This window comes from Herminiimonas sp. (assembly GCF_030655415.1).
This window is the reverse complement of sequence record NZ_JAURVN010000014.1, coordinates 18029-39214: the sequence shown is the minus strand read 5'-3', so window position 1 is coordinate 39214 and position 21186 is coordinate 18029. Positions and strand designations below refer to the sequence as shown.

Here is a 21186-nt window from a genome sequence, read left to right as displayed (position 1 = left end):
ATCAACCTTCGTAATTATGCTTGGTGTCGAGTGCGACAGGAGCCGGGTGATGCACATAAGCTTCGCCTTCGGGTTCCTTTTTACGGCTGAATTTTTTCTCCAGCGTACGCAGCAACACATAGAAGATAGGCGTCAGGAACAGACCGAATGCAGTTACACCAATCATGCCGGCGAACACCGCTACACCCATCGCATGACGCATCTCTGAACCTGCACCAGAAGAAATAATCAGCGGCACCACACCAGCGACAAACGCAATCGATGTCATCAAAATCGGACGCAAACGCAAACGTGCTGCTTCGATTGCTGCTGCATAAGTCTCACGTCCCTGATGCTCAAGTTCCCTAGCGAATTCGACAATCAGAATCGCGTTCTTACAGGCTAGCCCCACCAATACAATCAGACTGATCTGCGTAAAGATATTGTTGTCGCCACCGGTTAACCAGACACCGAAGATTGCAGACAGCAAGCCCATAGGAACGATCAACAATACAGCCAAAGGCAACGCCAGACTTTCGTATTGCGCAGCGAGTACGAAGAACACCAGCAACATTGCCAACGGCAAAATGATGAACAGCGTATCGCCAGCGATCTTGTCTTGATACGTGATCTCGGTCCATTCGTAGCTGATGCCGCGTGGCAGAGTTTCCGCCAATAGACGTTCAACTACTGCTTGCGCTTGACCTGTGCTGTAACCAGGAGCCGGGCCACCATTCACGTCAGCAGCCGGGAAGCCGTTGTAGCGAATGAATTGATCAGGACCATAGCTTTGCGTCATTTTCAGCACGGAAGACAAAGGCACCATTTCACCTTTGGTATTACGCGCTTTCAACAAACCGATATCTTCAGCATGCGCACGGAAAGGTGCATCTGCTTGTACCCGCACCTGGAAGGTACGACCGAATTGATTGAAGTCGTTGACGTACAGCGAACCCAGATAAATCTGCAAGGTATCGAACACAGCAGGTATCGACAAACCAAGTTGCTGCGCACGGGTGCGATCCAGATCGGCATATAGTTGCGGCACGTTGATCTGATAGCTGGAGAACATGCCGGCCAGTTCAGGCGCCTGATAAGCCTTCGCCAGGAACGCTTTCAATGCATCGTTCAATGCTTCTTTGCCGAGTGCACCGCGATCCTGGATCTGCAGTTTAAAACCGCCGATCGTACCCAGACCTTGCACCGGTGGTGGTGGGAACATCGCGGTGTACGCACCTTGAATGCCGGCGAATTGCTGATTCAATTTCAATGCAATTGCACCGCCACTCAAATCAGCGCTCTTGCGTTCATTGAACGGTTTAAGTGTGGTGAACACGATGCCTGAGTTAGGACTATTCACGAAACCATTGATCGACAAACCTGGGAAAGCCACTGCCGATTCAACGCCAGGTGTCTTCATCGCGATCTCGGACATTTGACGTATCACGTCTTCAGTACGATCGAGCGATGCGGCATCAGGCAATTGTGCAAAGCCAACCAGATACTGTTTGTCCTGAGCTGGAATAAAGCCAGCCGGTACGTGATGGAACAAGAACATCGTCGCGCCGATCAACACTGCGTAGACTGCCAGCGAAGCCGATTTGCGTTTCAATACGGTGGTCACACCGGTGCCGTAATTTTGCGAACCACGATGGAACACTTTATTAAAGCGAATGAAGAACCAGCCAAACAATTTATCAATCAGCAACTGGAATTTATCTTTAGGTGCGCCGTGGCTTTTCAGCAGCAAGGCAGCCAACGCTGGCGACAGAGTCAAGGAGTTGAAAGCCGAGATCACGGTCGAAATCGCAATCGTCAACGCAAACTGTTTAAAGAACTGACCAGTCAAACCGCTGACAAACGCGAGTGGAATAAATACAGCGGACAAGGTCAATGCGATCGCAACAATAGGACCGGACACTTCACGCATCGCTTTGTAGGTTGCTTCACGTGCGGTCAAGCCATCTTCAATATTCCGCTCGACGTTTTCGACAACCACAATCGCATCATCGACGACGATACCGATCGCTAGTACCAGCCCGAACAAACTGAGTGCGTTAATCGAGAAACCTAGTCCCATCATCACCGCGAAGGTACCAATCACCGATACCGGCACAGCCAGCAAAGGAATGATCGATGCGCGCCATGTTTGCAGGAAGATAATCACGACGATCACGACCAGCAAAATCGCTTCCAGCAAAGTATGCACAACTGCTTCAATCGACGAACGCACAAACTGTGTTGGATCGTAGACGATGCTGTAATCGACGCCTTCCGGCATATCTTTTTTCAGTGCAGCCATCGTTTTACGGACGTTGTCTGAAATCTCCAGCGCGTTAGAACCCGGCGATTGGAAGATAGGCATCGCAACTGCCGACTTGTTATCCAGCAGCGAACGCAATGCGTATTCGCTGGAACCCAATTCAACACGCGCCACATCACGCAAACGCGTCACCACGCCATCTGGCGAAGTGCGGATCACGATATCGCGGAAGTCATCTTCAGATTTCAGACGACCTTGTGCGTTGACCGACATTTGATAATCAACACCTGGTACCGATGGCGATGCACCGATCACACCGGCCGCGACGTTTACGTTTTGTTCACGGATCGCAGCAACCACATCGTTGGCAGACAAACCGCGCTCCGCTACCTTGCGTGGATCAAGCCATACGCGCATCGAATAATCACCAGCGCCAAACAATTGGACTGAACCAACGCCAGGCAAACGCGCAATATTATCTTTGACGTTCAGCACCGCGTAGTTACGCAGATACGTCATGTCGTAGCGATCATTTGGCGAAACCAGATGGACCACCATCGTCATGTCTGGCGAGCTCTTGACCGTGGTCACACCCAAGCGTTGCACTACGTCAGGCAGACGCGGCAAAGCCTGGTTCACACGATTTTGTACAAGTTGCTGTGCCAGATCTGGTGGTGTGCCGAGTTTGAAGGTGACGGTCAATGTCATCAAACCATCGGAGGTTGCTTGTGACGACATATACAACATGCCTTCGACGCCGTTGATCTGTTCTTCGATCGGCGTGGCAACTGTTTCCGCGATGGTTTGCGGATTGGCGCCTGGGAAATTAGCTTTAACAACAACGGATGGTGGGACGACTTCCGGGTATTCGGAGATCGGCAAATTCAACATCGAGATCAAGCCACCGATCAAAATGATCGATGACAAAACGCCGGCAAAGATGGGACGATCGATAAAAAATCGAGAGATATTCATGTCAGTTTCTTCTTTTTAAATGTTCTGAACAAAGGCGGCTTAGTTCACTGCAACTGCAGTGCCCTTCCCTGCCGCCTTGTTCGCACTCGCAACTTTGGCGTCCATCGCTACCGCTTCCGGTGCGACGATGTCATTCGGACGGATGCGTTGCAAACCGTTCACGACGATGCGTTCATCTTTTTTCAAGCCGGTACGTACGACACGCAAACCGTCGACGATTGGTCCTAATGTGATTTGGCGATACACGGCCTTGTTATCAGTGCCGACTACCATCACGTATTTTTTGTCTTGATCGGTACCGACTGCCTTGTCATCAATCAACAAGGCATTTTTCGCGTTGGAATCACCGGTGCGTACGCGTGCGTACATGCCTGGCGTCAAGCTGCCGTTTTCGTTATCGAATACGGCGCGGACGCGAATCGTGCCGGAGCCGGTATCAACGCGGTTGTCGAAAGATTTGACATGGCCTTGACGTGGATAACCATCTTCGCTGGTCAGGCCCATCGCAACCGGCACGCGATTCACGCCGGTGTTACCAACAGCACCAGCGCTTGAATAACGGATGTAAGTTGGTTCGTCGATTTCAAAATTGACATACACCGGCGAGACAGAAACCAGCGTCGTCAGCGTTGGTGCCGTCGGGCCAGTTGCGACCAGATTGCCGACCGTGATCTCGGCACGCGAGACACGACCAGCGACTGGCGCAGTGATTTCGGTGTATTGCAGATTCAAGCGTGCGGTCAGTACTGCAGCATCGGCAGATTTCAGATTGGCGTCGGCTTCGTGCAATGCGTTTTCACGTTGATCAAGTTCGCGTTGTGCGACTGCGCGATCTTCCAGCAAACGTTTGGTGCGTTCCAATTCTGTTTTCGCCAGGGACAAGCGGGCTGATGCGCCTGCACGAGCAGCCTCGGCGCGCGCCAGTTCAGCTTTGTAAGGACGCGGATCAATCGTGAACAGCAATGCGCCTTTTTTTACCAACTGGCCATCTTGAAAATGTACTGCGTCGATGGTGCCGGATATACGTGGACGAATTTCAACACGCTCTACTGCTTCAACCCTGCCGGAAAAATCGTCCCACTCGGTGACCGAACGCTCAAGCACATTCGCAACGGTAACTGGTGTTGCTGGCGGCGCAGTCGGCGCAGATTTTTCTGCATGACCGGTCAACGATACGGTGGCAACGCCAATGACGAAGAGAACACCGATTGCGATGGCGATCGTGCTGCGTGAGAAACGTGATGAGATGGAGTTTTGCATTTTTTATTCCCCTGAAGACTTAAGTAAAGATGTGTATGTGAAAAATGAAATGAAATGGCTGTTGCCCAAAATGCTGGATCAGGCTGGATCCTGAATAAATTGCTTAATCGTTGAGATGACGGATGAAAAACTTGCGTGAGTCGGATCAACCAGTTGCCCGCTTTCTGCGGCAAAGCGGCGCACCTGTACCGGCACGCCGGCAGCGATCAAACTCGATGCGTACTGTTCAGCTTCATCGCGCAATGCATCGTTCTGCGCAGTGATAACTAATGCCGGCACCAAACCGCCAAGACGACGCGATTGCGCTGGCGCTGCATACGGATGCAAAGCGTCGCTGGTCGATGGCAGATAAGCCGCCCAACCTTCTTGGCAAACACATTTGCCGAGTGCCTTCATGGACTTGGATGATTGAGTCGGATCCAGCATCGGCGTGATCAGGATCTGGCCTTTGAGGCAGATGCCGCGTGTAGTTGGCGTCAATCTATCGCGTGCGATCATCGCGACGGCAGCGGCCAGATTGCCGCCAGCCTGATCACCGGCCACCATCACGCGCGTGCCGTCTGCACCCAAGCCCGCGGCGTGGTCATACGCCCATTGCAAGGCTTCGAATGCAACTTCGGTGATATCGAGAAAAGAGTCGTTGCCAGCCAGCGGATAGTCCACTGCTACGACAACTGCTTTTTCCGACAATGCGTGGGCAATGCCATCGGCATCTTCCACCGCGCCACAAGTGAAGAAGCCACCGTGGAAATAAATCACTAATGGCAACAATTCTGCCGGCCCACTTTTCGCGCTGTCTTTAACTCCGTTTTTGCCAAACACGCGCAAACCGATTTCGCGTGACTGTACCGACGTTTTAAACGACGTGGTCCAAGGACCAAAAGCTGAACTGCGCTGAACTGTGCCGGTCAAACTCATCTCAGTGATGCTCCACCGGTGTCGATTGCGCAAAAGCATTGACGGAAGTTGCGCTGGCCCACATCGCGCCGCCGGTTAAAGCGCCGTCAAAAATTGCATCCTGGAAAGCGCCGTTTTGCATTGCAACAGAAAGCACCAATGTGCTTGCTGCGACCGCGCTTGCTTGATATAAGTGATGAGAAATTCGTCTTGAAATTTGATTTTTCATTTTGTTGCTCCCGTAAAACTTGATTCGATGGGGTGGAGTATAGGAATCCATCGATTAAAGATAAATAGCGCTATTTATGAAGAACTATCTATAAATATTGGACAGTCGATCATATTTGACGCAAAAATTGATGATCTTTAATCATCTTTGTAAGAAATACCGTGTGGAAAACGGCAGCTGTCATGCCGCCGTCATATTTAATAGCGATCACTACGAATTAAGTTTGTGACTTTATAGAGCTTGTTTTCGCGTGTCAAGAGGTTTACTATCGATCACTATGGAAATAGAAAATAAATCCGAAAAGCCGCGCAAAAAAACCGGCCGGCCGCTTTCATTCGATCGCGAAGTTGCGCTCGAACGCGCGATGCTGGTGTTTTGGCGTTACGGTTATGAAGCCGCGTCCTTGAGTGAACTGACCTCGGCGATGGGTATTACGCCGCCGAGTTTGTATGCCGCATTTGGCGACAAGGAAAAACTTTTTCTGGAAGCAATCGAACGTTATTCGTCCAAAAATTGCGATGCCCTGCTTTGCTTGTTCAATCAGGCGCCAAGAGCACGTGATGCAATAGAACGATTGCTGCAAAGTGCCGCGGTAGATTTCACATGCCCGAGCCATCCACCTGGCTGTCTGGTCAATACAGCGGCAACCAATTGTTCCGCTTCTTCCGAACACGTGCAGCACGCGATGATAGAACGTCGCGACCATGTCGAAAACATGATCCGCACTAGAGTGGAAACAGGGGTCAAAGATGGCGAGCTGCCACCTGATACCGACGCAAGCGGACTCGCCAATTTTTACTGGACGGTGATTCAAGGGATGTCGACACAGGCAAGAGATCATGTCGATCGCGACAAACTACTTGCGATCGCCGCAACGGCGATGCGTGCCTGGCCGGCTCCTAAATAAACGGCCATTTTGAGGGGGCATAACTTGCATGCGATTTCAGCCTCGGAATGAAAAAGAGATCGATATTTCTATCGATCTCTTTTTATTTATGACTGCGATTACCGCATCAAACTTTCGGCACCGCCATACCGCGTTGAACTGCTGGACGTTCACCCACCGTTTTTAGCCAGCGATGCACCGCCGGCTTGGTCGCCAAACTTTCCGCCAGCACGTCTTTCAAATAAGTCGTCGCCGCAATCGTCCACGGATAGCATGCAATGTCGGCAATCGTATAGTCGTCGCCAGCCAGATAAGTGTTAGTCGCCAAGCGTTTTTCCATCACGCTCAACAAGCGATCAGACTCTTCGACAAAGCGATCGATAGCCAATGGCGATTTATCCTTGGAGCGCACACCGAAAAATCCGAGCTGCCCCAGCATCGGCCCCAGTCCGCCGATCTGCCAATGCAACCACTCCAAAGTTTTATAACGCGTAGGACCGGAAGCATCCAGAAAGCGACCGTGTTTTTCCGCCAGATAAGTCAGAATCGCACCGCTCTCAAAAATTGCCAGCGGCCCGCCTTCTGCATCCTCATCCACAATCGCAGGGATTTTATTGTTCGGCGAAATAGCGAGAAAAGATGGCGCGAACTGCTCGTCCTTGCCGATATTGATCGTCTTCACCTGATAAGGCACGCCCAGTTCTTCCAGCATGATTGCCGGTTTGCGCCCATTAGGCGTGGTCCACGTATAGAGAGTAATCATGCGATTTCCTGTTGAATAAAATAGACGGCACTTGATACCAACGTAAAAAAGAGTCTCTACGCAAAGCATAGGTTCCCTGCTTCCATCAAACAGCCGGGATAAATACACTAGAATCACAACAACTTTAATCGATAACGGAAAAACGCGATGGATCGCTTCGACACAATGCTGGCCTTTACGCGCGTGGTTGAACTAACGAGCTTCACCAAAGCTGCCGTTTCACTGAATCTACCGAAGGCAACCGTATCGGCGCAAGTGATCGCATTGGAAAAACGCTTGCGCGTCAAATTGCTGAATCGCACCACACGCCACGTCAGCGTCACGCCGGAAGGTGCAGGCTATTACGAACGCGCGATACGTTTATTAGGTGAACTGGAAGAAACCGAAGCCGCCGTCAGCCATGCGGCGATGACACCAAAAGGCAGATTGCGCGTCGACGTACCTGGCGCAGTCGGACGCCGCATCATCGCCCCGGCACTGGCCGATTTCTTCACTCGTTATCCAGAAATCGATCTCGAAATGGGATGCTCCGATAGACCCGTCGATCTGATCAATGAAGGTATCGATTGCGTAATCCGTGGCGGTGAAATCAACGATGAATCGCTAGTCGCACGCCGACTAGGCGAATTTCGCATGATCACCTACGCAGCGCCGTCCTACATTGCCAAACACGGTACGCCGAAAAATCTGGAAGAACTGGAACGTCATCAAGTCGTCAATTTTTTCTCATCCAAAACCGGCAAGACTTATCCGTTTATTTATGAACAGGACAAAGTACAAACCATGATCGAAGGCCGGCAACGCGTCGCCATCAACGATTTCGATATCTGTGCGGTTGCCGCATGCTCGGGCATAGGCCTGATACAACTCCCCGCATTCATCGCGAATGAATATACGGCGTCGGGCCAATTAGTCCCAGTGCTTGAGGGCTATATGTCTGAAGTTGTACCTGTATGGATTTTGTATCCACCAAATCGCCATTTATCGGCAAAAGTGCGCGCCTTTGCTGAGTGGACTGCAGAGTTATTTGCTAAAGCAGAATTCGATGCTCAGAATTCGGTTTAGTTTAAGCACGATCTAAATGCCAAGCAGTGGAGTATTAGAGATAGCGCTAGCGAGGGCTTGAATCCGCAGGCCAGAGCCGGCATTAGCGTTTAGTTTTACGTGCCAATTCACAATAAAAACGTAGCAGAAACAAAAAAGCCCGCGACCAAAAGGTAGCAGGCTTCATATGAGGGTTTCGCCAGTCCTATAGTGGAAAGTGCAAAACCTTGGGCGAGTTAACTCACCGCGAACTGATAATGCTCCTGATTTGAAGAAAGCGCAAGCTTTTTATGACTATGAAATTGCTTGATGGACAACTAGGACTGAGTATTCTTCAAGGCGAGCGCCACATTTTCCATCAACTCGTCTACTGGAAAAGGTTTTTTCAGAATTGCATAAACCGGCAAATCTTTTAAATCCCCAGGAAGAGCGCTCATCATGATCATCGGTATGCCAGATGTACTTTGATCGGCGCAAATACGATGGTGAAGCTCAATGCCATTAAACCTGGGCATCATATAGTCGCTAATGATCAAATCAATTTGATTCTGTTTGACTATATTCAACGCTTCTAGCCCGTCCCCTGCGGTTAATACCGCATAACCGTAATATTCAAGTATATTCGCGAGGACTTCGGCCAAAGCTATTTCGTCGTCTACAACGAGGATGGTATGTGCCATAAAGTATGATTATTATTGTTAGCTTATTTTTACATGTCTCATACTTGCTTATACTAATACTGCGTTGCTAAATGGGAAGTTTCTGTGCGTTCGAGCACATAGCAGATCAGATATTTTCTTTCCGGTAAGTGGCTTTTGACAAGTCTGCAAGACCGAAAAATCAGTAGTAAACCGTTTCAAATCAGTGCACGGCTAATAACGAAAGTAATAAATGCAACAGTTCAACGCAACCAAAGAGCTTGCGGCTTTAATCGACGCACATCAGGAAGCGCTCTTGGCCTACTGGCGCATGAAGGTTCGTGAATTGCCGGCAGCCAAATCCCTGGATAAGCCCACCTTAAACGATCACATTCCTGTACTGCTGAATGAATTAGCCTTTGCTCTAGCACTCGCCGATAGCGAAGCAATTCATTCACAGATTACTGAAGGCTCGTCGACGACACACGGTCTTCAGCGTCTGGAAAACGGCTTTGAAGTTGAAGAAGTTGTGGCCGAATACAATATTTTGCGTAACTGCATTCACGAGTTAGCCGAAAAACATAACGTAATACTTGTGGGTAAAGCAGTTCAATTTTTGAACGACACTTTAGATGCAGCCATTGCTTCCGCGATCAAAGCATATGTCGATCAGCAAAACATCGATATACAAAGACGGCGTGAAGATTATCTGGCCTTCATCACTCATGATTTACGCACGCCTTTGAATGCGATTATCTTGTCCTCTCAGCTCCTGGAGAGAGTGATGTCGCAAGACAATCCGCCCGTCGATCGTCTCAATCGTTCAATCAAGACCTTGCAACGTAACGCTGGCTATCTCACCAATCAGGTCAACAAGATTCTGGAAGAGAATATCAACCTCGAAACCGAAACCGGCATCAAGATGGAACGCCGGCAATTCGATCTTTGGCCATTGGTGGAATCGTTGGTATTTGATTTAAATCCGGTAGCGGGCTCAGGAAGTACAAGCATCATCAATAATGTTCCTGAAGACTTGGCCGTTTTCGCTGATGCTTCTTTACTGCGTCGAGTATTTCAAAATCTCATTGCCAATGCGATCAGGCATACACCGAACGGCGAAATAATTATTACGGCCAACCGCGTTGGCTCCGTGGTCGAGTGCGCAGTGGCTGATAACGGCAGTGGTATTTCAGAAGATAGACTCGGACAAGTATTTGAAAAGCTTGAGACCGAAAGTATAAATTTATCCGATATGGGCTTGGGGCTCACCATCTGTAAAACTTTTATCGAAGCGCATGGCGGAACGATTATGGTGAATAGCGAGATTGGTAAAGGCGCTCGATTCTATTTCACGCTTCCTGATACACCGAAATAATTCTTAGCTCATCGTAGTCTGCTGCGAATCACAATTGATCGCACGTGGCGCCAAGTCGCCGCGTTGTTATCGAACATGCTTTTGTGCCGAAGGATGAACTACATCAGCACAAAAGCCATGACTCTTCACTCTAACTGACGGTAGCCAATACTTTCGCTCGCGCCGTATGCAATTTTCTATAGCTATCGATCAGACGGTGATGCCTATCGAGCCCTTCCAGTTTCATACTGGTTGGCGTCAAACCGAAGAAACGCACACTGCCGTCTACTGAACCCATCGCAGCGTCCATCCTAGCGTTACCAAACATACGACGGAAGTTGACCACGTAATCCTCCAGTTCCAGATCGTCATCCAACAGCACTTCCAGCACCACATTCAAGGCTTGATAAAACAATCCGCGCTCGACTGTGTTGTCGTTGTATTGAAGGAAGGCGCCGACCAACTCGTGGGCTTCCTCAAATTGCTTCAAGGTGAGATTGATCAGCAGCTTCAACTCTAAAACGGTTAGCTGACCCCAATCCGTATTCTCATCAAATTCGATGCCGATCAAGGTGGCGATGTCGCCGTAATCATCCAGCTCATTATTCTCCAGGCGCTCAAGCAAAGCATCCAGATTGTCATCATTCAGATTATGCAAATTCAAGATATCGGCGCGGAACAACAGCGCTTTGTTGGTGTTATCCCAGATCAAATCTTCTACTGGATAAACTTCCGAATACCCCGGTACCAGAATCCGGCAAGCAGTGGCGCCTAGTTGGTCAACCACCGCCGTGTACACCTCTTTGCCCATATCTTTGAGTATGCCGAACAAGGTCGCGGCTTCTTCCGCATTGGAATTTTCGCCGTGCCCGGAAAAATCCCATTCAACAAAATCAAAATCTGATTTGGCGCTGAAAAAACGCCACGACACAATGCCGCTGGAATCAATGAAGTGTTCGACAAAGTTATTCGGCTCAGTCACCGCTTCACTTGCAAAGGTAGGTCGCGGTAAATCGTTCAGGCCTTCAAAACTGCGACCCTGCAGCAATTCCGTCAGGCTGCGTTCCAGCGCCACTTCCAGGCTTGGGTGCGCGCCGAACGAAGCAAACACGCCGCCTGTGCGCGGGTTCATCAAGGTGACGCACATCACTGGATACACGCCACCCAGCGACGCATCTTTTACCAGCACGGGAAAGCCCTGCTCTTCCAATCCCTTGATGCCGGCCAGAATGCCAGGATATTTCGCCAGTACTTCTTGCGGCACATCGGGCAAGGTAATTTCACCTTCCAGAATTTCGCGCTTGACCGCACGTTCGAAAATCTCCGACAAACATTGCACCTGTGCTTCGACCAAGGTATTACCAGCGCTCATGCCATTGCTGACGAACAGGTTTTCGATCAAGTTAGACGGGAAGTAAACCACTTCGCCATCCGATTGCCGCACATACGGCAATGAACAGATACCGCGCTCCACATTGCCGGAGTTGGTGTCGATCAGATGCGAGCCACGCAACTCGCCATCGGGATTGTAAATTTGCAGGCAATACTCATCCAGAATTTCAGATGGCAACGCATCTTTACGGCCAGGTTTGAACCAGCGCTCGTTCGGATAATGTACAAATTCCGCGTTGGCAATGTCTTCACCCCAAAACGACCCAGCGTAGAAATGGTTGTTACTCAGTCGCTCGATATATTCGCCCAAAGCCGAGGCCAACGCGCTTTCTTTAGTCGATCCCTTGCCATTGGTAAAACACATAGGAGAATGCGCATCGCGGATGTGCAGCGACCATACATTGGGGATGATATTGCGCCACGAAGCGATTTCAATCTTGATACCCAGGCCGGCCAACAATCCCGACATATTAGCGATGGTTTGCTCCAAGGGCAGATCCTTGCCTGCAATATAAGTACTCGCTTCAGACGACGGATTCAAGGTCAGCAGGGCCTGCGCATCGGCATCTAAATTTGCGACTTCTTCAATCACAAACTCGGGACCGGCTTGCACTACTTTTTTCACAGTACAACGCTCGATGGAACGCAAAATCCCTCGACGGTCTGACTCCGAGATATCCGCAGGTAACTCAACCTGAATCTTGAAAATCTGCTGATAACGATTTTCCGGATCAACAATATTGTTCTGCGACAGGCGAATATTTTCAGTAGGAATATTGCGCGTGTTGCAGTACAACTTCACAAAGTAAGCTGCGCACAAGGCCGATGAAGCCAGAAAATAATCGAAAGGACCAGGCGCCGAGCCATCGCCTTTATAGCGAATCGGCTGGTCTGATATCACTGTGAAGTCATCGAACTTGGCTTCCAGACGTAACTTATCGAGAAAGTTGACCTTAATTTCCATGGGAGAATTCCTAAATGCGGCTCAAAATGATGTGGCCGCTATTATCCGTCATCCTTCGCCATGCCGGTGCTTTGCAATAAGCAATGCTTACACACCGCTACTGCATGTGAATAATTTGACAGATTAGCGCCTTGGCACACAATGATTTTGAACCGCTCATTCGCGAAGCAGCATGGAGATGGCCGCAGTACATTTTCTACATTCAGGCTATTTGTAGAAGTTTTTGCGAAGATTCAAAGCGCGCCGGATATATTGCCTGCGCCCTTCTGATAAAAGTCATTCGACTTTTTCAAACACCAAGACTTGATTCGTACCGAAGGTAATGCTCTTCGCCCTGCCCCTACGCTAAGGCTTAATGATGCTGCGTACTCCAGTCGCTCAGAAGCGACGCAAGCATCGGGCGAGCAAAATAATAGCCTTGCACTTCGTCGCAATCGGCAGCCGCCAAAAATTGCAATACGTCCTGCGTCTCTACACCTTCTGCAACAACGCGATAACCCAGATCATGTGAGAGTTTGATCATGGTCGTGACCAGCGATCTTTTGCGCACATCATTGAGCATGTTTTTCATAAACGACTGATCGATTTTTACTACATGTGCCGGCAAGCTTTGCAGGTAAGCCAAGCTGCTGTAGCCAGTACCGAAGTCGTCGATCGCGAAACGAATACCTGATTTGGCAATAGTTTCCATCACTGCATACGATTTGGCCGGATTGAACATCATCGCGCTCTCCGTGATTTCTAACTCAAGCGCTTTGGCTTGTACGCCATGCCTATCGATCATTTCCATCAAGCGTGCTGTGAAATCAGGCTCTAACAGATTACCTACAGAAATGTTAATCGACAGTTGAATAGAGAGTCCTTCGCGTTGCCAGCTACCCAACTGACAGATGGCTGTATTCAACACCCATTCAGTCACTGCGCGTGCCATCGAACTCTGCTCAATCACGGGCATAAACTCTCCGGGCGATACCACGCCGAGTTCGGGATCAGTCCAGCGCAACAACGCTTCTACACCCATCAAATTTCCTGATGCGATATCGATGCGCGGCTGATACACGAGGTTCAGCCGTTGCAAATTTTCCAGCGCTGCGCCAAATTTATTCAACAATAAAAATCGGCGTTCGTAGGCATCATCATGATCTTGCGAATATGCACTGACATGCGTCTCGTCATCCAAGGCATCCTGTGCCGCGCAATGCGCACGTCGCAAAATATCTGCACTACTCAACTCACCGATTACAAATGGTGCAATGCCAACGGTGGTTGTCGTAACAAAACGCGACTCAGCTTTCGCTCTATGCGCATGCAGTGTTTGCACGAGCAACTGGCGGTATTCTGATAGTTCAATATCAGGTGGAGCGAAGAAAACAAATTGTGTTTCAGCTACATGATAAGCAGAGCGTCCTTTGCCAAGCGCTGCTTTGAGTATGGTTGCCGTTTCCTTTACCATGTCTTCCAGATAGGACGAACCCATCACGCGCGCAGCGGCACTGATTTCATCAGGGCGTGCAATATTGATCATTACCAAATGCGCAGGCTCGCCGCGGCGATCCAGTACCAGATCGTCGAGATCTTCCTTGAACTGATTCCTGTTAGGCAAATTGCTGACAGGGTCTATGCGTCCCAGCGCATACTTGAGTTCGATCTGCGTCATCACCATCGCCGCCATGTCGGTGAGCGCGGCCAATTCTTCAGTTGAAATTCCACGAGGTTCCATTCCAAGTACGCACATTGCACCTATGCTGTAGCCATCGTCGGTAATCAGTGGTGCACCTGCATAAAAACGAATACCGGATTCAGCCAGCAAGCTTTCGCGATAAAAGGGATCTATCAAAAGATCGTGTATGACCACCGGCGCAGACGTATCGGCCACCTGTGCGCAGGGAGCGCGATCGCGAGGAATCTGCTGATGCGCAACACCAACCCTGGATTTGAACCATTGACGATTGGTATCCGTCAGGGACACTGCGGAAATCGGGAGATTAAACAGCTTTGCAGCCAGACGCGTGATTCTGTCAAACGCTTCGCTAGATGGTGTATCAAGCAAGTCAAGATTACGCAATGCATCGACGCGCGCATTCTCGTCAGGTATTAAATCAGCAGTCAAAAATCCGACTTGATTGCGGGCACCCATTTCAGGACTCGCTTAAACGGTTCATGCCCAACATCGATTTAGTATTCGATGTGACTGCTGGCGCAGCGTGACTGTGCAGGGCCATCGCTGCGTAGCTGGATGCATCTGCCAATACAAAAGTTTGGACCAGACTTGATAACTTGTCCGCCTGATCGCGTAGCGAATCTGCAGCAGCAGAGGCTTCTTCGACCAAGGCGGCATTTTGTTGTGTGCCTTGATCCATTTCAGTAACCGCTTTGCTGACTGCGCTGATGCCTTGACTTTGATCCTGCCCGGCGATGCTGATCTCTGCCATTACTTCTGTCACCCTATGCACGCTGGCGACAACTTTTTCCATGGTCGCTCCGGCTTCGCTTACTAGCACACTGCCAGTTTCGATGCGATCGACAGAATCATTAATGAGTGTTTTGATTTCTTTCGCGGCACTCGCTGAGCGTTGCGCCAAATTGCGTACCTCGGTTGCAACAACAGCAAATCCACGCCCTTGTTCACCAGCTCTAGCAGCCTCAACCGCAGCATTCAATGCCAAAATATTGGTCTGAAAAGCAATGCCATCGATGACTGCAATGATTTCTACAATCTTGCGTGACGACGCGTCTATTGACTCCATCGTATCGATTACTTTTTCAACTACCGTACCACCGTGAGTCGCGATCTCTGATGCGCTCACCGCAAGCTGATTGGCTTGTTTTGCATTGTCGGCATTCAGCTTGACGGTCTCTGTCAGCTTCAACATTTCTGCATTTGTTTTTTCGAGTGCAAATGCTTGCTGCTCCGTGCGCGATGACAGGTCAGAATTTCCGTGAGCGATATCGGATGACGACGCGGCAATCGTATCGGTACCGATGCGCACTTCTCGCACAATGGAAGCAAGATTGTCACGCATGGCCTTGAGCGCATAAAGCAGGCTGGAGCGATCTTCGGGACGCGTGACAATGTCAGTTGCAAGATCGCCTTGCGCAATTTTGCCAGCAATTACTACAGCATATGCTGGCTCACCGCCAAGTTGACGCAGCAAGCCACGCGTAATCATGATCGCGATGGCAATGCTGACAATCAGCGCGATGGCAGCCAAGGCCAGCACGAATTTCATTGATTCTTTGAGTATGCCTTCCGTTTTTTGTGTTGCTGTGGTGTTTTCTATCAGGACCTGATTGAGTACAACATCGATGTCTGCCACGATCTGACGACGCAAGGGACTACATTCCTTGACCAGAAAAGTGCCATACGCCTCCATATCATTGTCATTGCGATAGCGACGCGGGCGCTTCAACTCCTCTGCCATCGCCAGCAATCCAGTTTGCACTTTTTTGAAGTTGGCATCATTGCCGAAACGAGGTGCAAGCTCTGCTAACGCAGCGAGATAAATTTCTCTTTGCGTATCTAGAATCGCCAGTTCCTTCTGTGCACTCGCATCGTCACTAAAAATAAACGCATTACGCGCTGCCAAGCCGGTCTGTGCCAGCGCTTCGCGTGCGACGTACAGTGGATCTAGTTTTTGTAGCTGGACCTGATGCTGCTTGTCAAAGGCGTCGGCAACGCCTGATAGCCGAACCAACGCGAAAGTCGCCAACAGCAGCATCAGTATCGTTACTGCGCCAAAACCGAAACCCAGTTTTTTACCGATATTTAAATTACGTATGAATTGCATGATGTTCCCTTGATGAATGTCGCTGACTGAAGCTACAGCGTTTGGTTTATGTACCCGCTCATCAAACAGAAATATGATGAATTTGACGAATTAGATTTATATGACGCTAATAATATCTTTTAATTTCCTGAAATCAACAAATCAAATGTCATATTTGGTTAAATTGAGCATATTATTGATAGCACTAAGTACGTTCATGCTTTTTTCATAATAAAAACCTATGCCAAACCACCGCATCAAGGAACAATCCGAAAACAACGATCCGATCCTGACCACGCGCAGCGCTGCGCGCCTGCTGGGAGTGGCCGTCAGTACGGCGCAAACCTGGATAGAGAGTGGCGCAATCGCGTCGTGGAAAACACCGGGCGGGCATAGACGCGTTCGACTAAGCGCAGTGACGCATTTGCTAGAGCAGCGAGTGAAAAAGAAACCGGCAATAGCTGGGAGCGGTTTGTCGGAACCTTCGGCTATGGAATTTTTACCTCTAGCAAAACCGGATTACCCCGTCCCTGCCAATGAAGCCGAGCGCTTGCTGGCAGTGGACAGAACCGACATCATGGACACACCGGCTGACCCGGTATTTGATCGCCTCACCTGGCTCGCCAGTCAGATTACCGACATGCCGGTTGCTCTGATTTCAATCCTGACGGCGCGACGTCAATGGTTCAAATCGCGTATCGGTATTGACGTCGAAGAAACACCGCGCAAGTGGGCATTCTGCAGTCACGCCATCTTGCATGATGAGCCGCTGATCGTGGAGGACGCACGTACCGATCCCCGTTTCATGAGCAATCCATTTGTTACGGACGATCCGCGCATCCGCTTTTATGCAGGCTTTCCGTTGATCGATGCTGATGGCTATCGTCTGGGAACGCTATGTGTACTTGATCAGGAACCGCGTAAATTACGAGAGAAGGAAATACGCGCATTGAAAGAATTAGCGGCCATCGCGTCGGATGAACTGAAGCGATCTGGCAAAGCGGAGTAATCGGTTTTCGCCGATAGCAATCGGTTTGCTATCGGCGAAAACTTTTGTTCAGCGTAATGTGTATTACGCTAAAAACAAAATTCTGATGGCTTTGATTTTCTCAAATGCCCGGTGAAATATATCCAAGCCATAACAACGCAAGGACCAGCACGCCGAGAAAAATACGATACACGACAAACGGCCAATACCCTTTACTACTGACGATGCGCAGGAACACGACAATTACTCCGTAGCCGACGAAAAATGCGACACCTGCAGCAAGTGCGGTCGCACCTGCGCTGACAGGGCCGGAGACTCCCCAGCTTTTATACAACTGAAAAAAACCAGATGCGAGCACTGCGGGGATCGCTAGTAAAAAAGAATATCTTGCAGCCGCTTCGCGCGTGTAGCCCATCAACAATCCTGCCGTAATCGTGCCACCCGAGCGGGAGACGCCAGGGATCAGTGCCATCGCTTGTGCAAATCCAAAAAATATCCCATCGCGCCAAGACATTTGATCAAGTGATCGTTGCTGCGTCGCATAGCGATCCGCTACACCCAGTATCAAGCCAAAGATGATGAGCATACTGGCGGTGATATACAGATTGCGTAGATATGTTTCAATCGCATTTTGAAACACCAAGCCGAGTATTGCTATGGGAAAGGAACCAAGAATAACCAACCACCCCAAGCGCACATCTGGATCTTTTCTGAGCGCGGGATTGAATAAAGCCTTAAGCCATGCTGAGGCAATTCTGACGATGTCTTTTCTGAAGTACAGCAATACCGCCAATTCAGTACCAATTTGCACAATCGCTGTGAAAGCTGCGCCTGGATCAGTCCCCGATGGCAGGAGCGGACCTATTATTCGTAGATGTGCGCTGGAGGAAACCGGCAGGAATTCCGTGAGTCCTTGAATCAATCCTAAAAATGCTGCTTCTAACCAACCTATAGATGAATTCATATTCAAACTTTTAATATTCCATGAAGGCGTAAGAATAGCGCCATTACAAACAGTTCAACATTTGCAGATATAATCATTCTGTTTTTCACAGCTTCTGATTTGTATGAGACGATTTATCGTCATCTGTTTAATTTTCTTATTTCCCCTTCAAGTATTTGCCGACGCAGCGGATTATCCGCCTGTGCATCTTGTCGCGCCAGATAGCCTTAGCCAAATTAATTTCGAATCCAAATTTGATAATGCTGGCGGCATCACGTCATTAATTAATAAGGTATGTAGCGAAGATGGTTTTGACCAGCCGCCTGCACATCTAGAGCTCACCGATGTCCTGATTCAAGAACTTGTCTCTGAATTAGCGGAGAAGATCGGCACCATCAGGCCCGCTTGCTTGCCGCTGCAAAACAACGCCTTATATCTTCCCTTATTAAAGCCCCCACCTCGGCTTTAATTCCTATTGGTTCTTGATCGCTTTACACATTTTTCTGTAAACCTCTTCAAGCAACGCGCTCGTTTCCACATTATTTTATCGGTCACTTTTTTGTGTGGCCGAGTCACTATTTTTACAAGGTACTCACATGGAGTGGTTATTCGATCCGACCATCTGGATAGGTCTATTGACGCTGGTCGTTTTAGAGATTGTTTTAGGAATCGACAATCTCATTTTTATCGCTATTCTTGCTGACAAACTACCACCACATCAACGTGATAAAGCGCGCCTGGTTGGACTTTCGCTTGCGTTGATTATGCGTCTTGGTTTGTTGACGATTATTTCCTGGTTAGTAACGCTTACCACACCATTATTTGCGCTAGGAGCATTTTCTTTTTCCGGGCGCGATTTGATTTTATTGGTAGGCGGCATCTTTCTATTGTTTAAAGCAACCATGGAATTACACGGTCGCCTGGAGGGCGTCACACACACGCATACGCAGTCGCAAGTTTATGCCGGCTTCGGCGTGGTCGTCGCGCAGATCGTAGTCTTGGATGCAGTGTTTTCGTTAGACGCGGTTATTACAGCCGTTGGTATGGTCGATGAACTTGGCGTCATGATGGCCGCGGTGGTGATCTCGATCGGCATCATGATTTGGGCATCAAAGCCCTTAACACGCTTCGTCAACGCTCATCCTACTGTCGTCGTATTGTGTTTAAGCTTTCTGTTGATGATTGGTTTAAGTCTGATTTCAGAAGGCTTGGGCTTCAATATCCCCAAGGGTTATCTCTATGGTGCGATCGGCTTCTCCATTGTGATTGAGTTCTTTAACCAATTGGCACGAAGAAATTCACTCAAAATGGAATCGCATATTCCTTTACGAGACAGGACTGCAGATACTGTATTGCGATTGCTAGGTAGCAAGCGCCGGAATGTAGCAGCACCAGAAAATGACGCCGGTCCAACCATTGAGGAACCAACTTTCGGCGTAGAAGAGCGAAATATGGTGAGTGGTGTGCTGTCTCTGGCAGAACGCTCCATTAAATCCATCATGACGCCGCGAACTGAAATGTCATGGGTCAATATCGATGCTGATCCAGAGCACATCATGCGGCAACTACGTGAAACACCGCATAGCTTGATGCCTGTCTGCCGAGCAGAATTGGACAATATGCTAGGGATTGCGCGGACGAAAGATTTGCTCGGTGATCTGGCGACCAACGGACGCATCGATGAAAAGAATAGTTTGCGTGAGCCCATCGTGCTGCCTTATTCATCCGGCGTATTAAATGCGATGGCAACACTCAAACGTTCACGTGGCCAATTAGTGTTGGTATCGGATGAGTTTGGAAGTATCCAGGGATTGATTACTCCGATTGACATTCTCGAAGCGATTGCAGGTGAGTTTCCAGATGAGGACGAACACCTCACTGTGCAGCCAGACGGAGAAAATAGATGGAGGGTCGATGGCACCGCGGACCTTCATTATCTGGAACAAATACTTGAGACCGATGGATTGGTAAGCGATGACGCGGATTACACATCGATTGCCGGTTTTTTATTAAGTAAATTTGAAACACTGCCAGAAGTTGGAACGGCGATTGAACTTGATAGCATTCGATATGAGATAGCGAGCGTTGATGGCCGGCGCATTACCACCGTGTTGATTAACCGTCTTGAAAAAAATGGGGATCCCTCCGCACAATCGCCACTCTCGGCACAGGAGAACTAGGTGAAAGATCACAAAATACTTTGGATGATTATCGCAGTATTTTTCGCGATTCTTTTCTTGAAGCAAGTCACGTTGTCGCTCTCCGATTAAAAGAGTTTTATCGCTTGCCACCGCATAACCAGAACAATCATTTAGTCCTGGCATGCGGATAAGGAATGTTGGTACGAATGGTCTACGTCGGAACGTTTTTGCTATTTAAGCTCCTAACATTTAAGCACTTGATTGAAGAACCACTTTACAGAAAATTTATCACGCGCAATATCGCGGTAGAAGGAATTTAATGAAGCACCTATACAAGGGCATAGCAGGACTCTTATTAACGATGTTTTTGATTCAATCAAATGCAGCTGATTTGATTGTTGTTTGCAGTGTCAAAGAAGTCGCTAAAAATCAGACTTCATCAACATACAAGCGAAAGTATGAGATTGATTTTGAACCGCGCTTTTTCAAATCATCTGTTGATATGGGAAATGGATTTCGACATTCAGAAGATGGTTTTCCAAAAGACATTAATGCAAGCAGAGTTGTGTTTGCTGAAGATGGAACTACCAGTCAGTATTTTGACCGCCAGACATCTCAATACGTTTACAAAAATGTGGCCTCGGAAGTCGAGGCCACAGGATCATGTACGCAAGAAACAAGACCTAAAAAGTGATATGCATTT

The 21186-nt window shown here is 49.0% G+C and carries 17 protein-coding genes; 7 read left to right on the top strand and 10 right to left on the bottom strand.

The window, feature by feature from the left end; translation table 11 throughout:
- Nucleotide 1: 1 nt before the first annotated feature.
- From Q7T66_RS09340 to Q7T66_RS09325, 4 genes are all read right to left on the bottom strand, one after another.
- Nucleotides 2-3217: an efflux RND transporter permease subunit gene (locus Q7T66_RS09340; RefSeq protein WP_304933067.1), complete on the bottom strand. Its 3216-nt coding sequence runs from the start codon at nt 3215-3217 to the stop codon at nt 2-4.
- 39 nt (nt 3218-3256) lie between these two features.
- Entirely contained in the window at nt 3257-4477 is a 1221-nt protein-coding gene (locus Q7T66_RS09335) for an efflux RND transporter periplasmic adaptor subunit (RefSeq protein ID WP_304933066.1), read from the bottom strand.
- Nucleotides 4478-4555: 78 nt separating this feature from the next.
- On the bottom strand, nt 4556-5395 hold the full coding sequence (locus Q7T66_RS09330) for an alpha/beta hydrolase (protein WP_304933065.1): 840 nt from the start codon (nt 5393-5395) through the stop codon (nt 4556-4558).
- A gap of 1 nt (nt 5396) precedes the next feature.
- Entirely contained in the window at nt 5397-5603 is a 207-nt protein-coding gene (locus tag Q7T66_RS09325; RefSeq protein ID WP_304933064.1) for a hypothetical protein, read from the bottom strand.
- A 277-nt stretch (nt 5604-5880) separates the two neighbouring features.
- Here Q7T66_RS09325 and Q7T66_RS09320 point away from each other — a divergent pair, with 277 nt between their 5' ends.
- Nucleotides 5881-6510 carry a TetR/AcrR family transcriptional regulator gene (locus tag Q7T66_RS09320; protein ID WP_304933063.1) on the top strand — a complete coding sequence of 210 codons (630 nt, stop codon included), beginning with the start codon at nt 5881-5883 and terminating at the stop codon, nt 6508-6510.
- Between the two features lie 106 nt (nt 6511-6616).
- Here the strand turns inward: Q7T66_RS09320 and Q7T66_RS09315 are convergent, their stop codons facing one another.
- The gene (locus tag Q7T66_RS09315) at nt 6617-7252 is read right to left on the bottom strand and encodes a glutathione S-transferase family protein (RefSeq protein ID WP_304933062.1); all 636 of its coding nucleotides are present in this window, start codon (nt 7250-7252) and stop codon (nt 6617-6619) included.
- Between the two features lie 147 nt (nt 7253-7399).
- Between Q7T66_RS09315 and Q7T66_RS09310 the strand changes: the two genes are divergently transcribed.
- Nucleotides 7400-8317 (top strand): LysR family transcriptional regulator, encoded by a 918-nt coding sequence (locus Q7T66_RS09310; protein WP_304933061.1) that lies wholly within the window; start codon nt 7400-7402, stop codon nt 8315-8317.
- A 296-nt stretch (nt 8318-8613) separates the two neighbouring features.
- Here the strand turns inward: Q7T66_RS09310 and Q7T66_RS09305 are convergent, their stop codons facing one another.
- On the bottom strand, nt 8614-8976 hold the full coding sequence (locus Q7T66_RS09305; protein WP_304933060.1) for a response regulator: 363 nt from the start codon (nt 8974-8976) through the stop codon (nt 8614-8616).
- A 211-nt stretch (nt 8977-9187) separates the two neighbouring features.
- Here Q7T66_RS09305 and Q7T66_RS09300 point away from each other — a divergent pair, with 211 nt between their 5' ends.
- Nucleotides 9188-10309, top strand: coding sequence for a sensor histidine kinase KdpD (locus Q7T66_RS09300; RefSeq protein ID WP_304933059.1), 1122 nt, complete (start codon nt 9188-9190; stop codon nt 10307-10309).
- Nucleotides 10310-10439: 130 nt separating this feature from the next.
- Here the strand turns inward: Q7T66_RS09300 and Q7T66_RS09295 are convergent, their stop codons facing one another.
- The 3 genes from Q7T66_RS09295 to Q7T66_RS09285 all read right to left on the bottom strand — a co-directional run bounded on the left by Q7T66_RS09295 (nt 10440) and on the right by Q7T66_RS09285 (nt 16432).
- Nucleotides 10440-12644 carry an OsmC domain/YcaO domain-containing protein gene (locus Q7T66_RS09295; RefSeq protein ID WP_304933058.1) on the bottom strand — a complete coding sequence of 735 codons (2205 nt, stop codon included), beginning with the start codon at nt 12642-12644 and terminating at the stop codon, nt 10440-10442.
- 352 nt (nt 12645-12996) lie between these two features.
- On the bottom strand, nt 12997-14781 hold the full coding sequence (locus Q7T66_RS09290) for a bifunctional diguanylate cyclase/phosphodiesterase (protein ID WP_304933057.1): 1785 nt from the start codon (nt 14779-14781) through the stop codon (nt 12997-12999).
- Between the two features lies 1 nt (nt 14782).
- Complete coding sequence (locus tag Q7T66_RS09285; RefSeq protein WP_304933056.1) at nt 14783-16432, bottom strand: methyl-accepting chemotaxis protein; 1650 nt, start codon at nt 16430-16432, stop codon at nt 14783-14785.
- A gap of 220 nt (nt 16433-16652) precedes the next feature.
- Between Q7T66_RS09285 and Q7T66_RS09280 the strand changes: the two genes are divergently transcribed.
- Complete coding sequence (locus Q7T66_RS09280; protein WP_304933055.1) at nt 16653-17420, top strand: GAF domain-containing protein; 768 nt, start codon at nt 16653-16655, stop codon at nt 17418-17420.
- A 100-nt stretch (nt 17421-17520) separates the two neighbouring features.
- Here Q7T66_RS09280 and Q7T66_RS09275 read toward each other — a convergent pair whose 3' ends face one another.
- The gene (locus tag Q7T66_RS09275) at nt 17521-18363 is read right to left on the bottom strand and encodes an undecaprenyl-diphosphate phosphatase (protein WP_304933054.1); all 843 of its coding nucleotides are present in this window, start codon (nt 18361-18363) and stop codon (nt 17521-17523) included.
- A 103-nt stretch (nt 18364-18466) separates the two neighbouring features.
- On the opposite strand from Q7T66_RS09275, the gene Q7T66_RS09270 reads away from it, so the two are divergent.
- The 3 genes from Q7T66_RS09270 to Q7T66_RS09260 all read left to right on the top strand — a co-directional run bounded on the left by Q7T66_RS09270 (nt 18467) and on the right by Q7T66_RS09260 (nt 21177).
- Complete coding sequence (locus tag Q7T66_RS09270) at nt 18467-18811, top strand: hypothetical protein (RefSeq protein ID WP_304933053.1); 345 nt, start codon at nt 18467-18469, stop codon at nt 18809-18811.
- A 127-nt stretch (nt 18812-18938) separates the two neighbouring features.
- Entirely contained in the window at nt 18939-20522 is a 1584-nt protein-coding gene (locus Q7T66_RS09265; protein WP_304933052.1) for a TerC family protein, read from the top strand.
- 280 nt (nt 20523-20802) lie between these two features.
- Nucleotides 20803-21177 carry a hypothetical protein gene (locus tag Q7T66_RS09260; protein ID WP_304933051.1) on the top strand — a complete coding sequence of 125 codons (375 nt, stop codon included), beginning with the start codon at nt 20803-20805 and terminating at the stop codon, nt 21175-21177.
- Nucleotides 21178-21186: the final 9 nt, after the last annotated feature.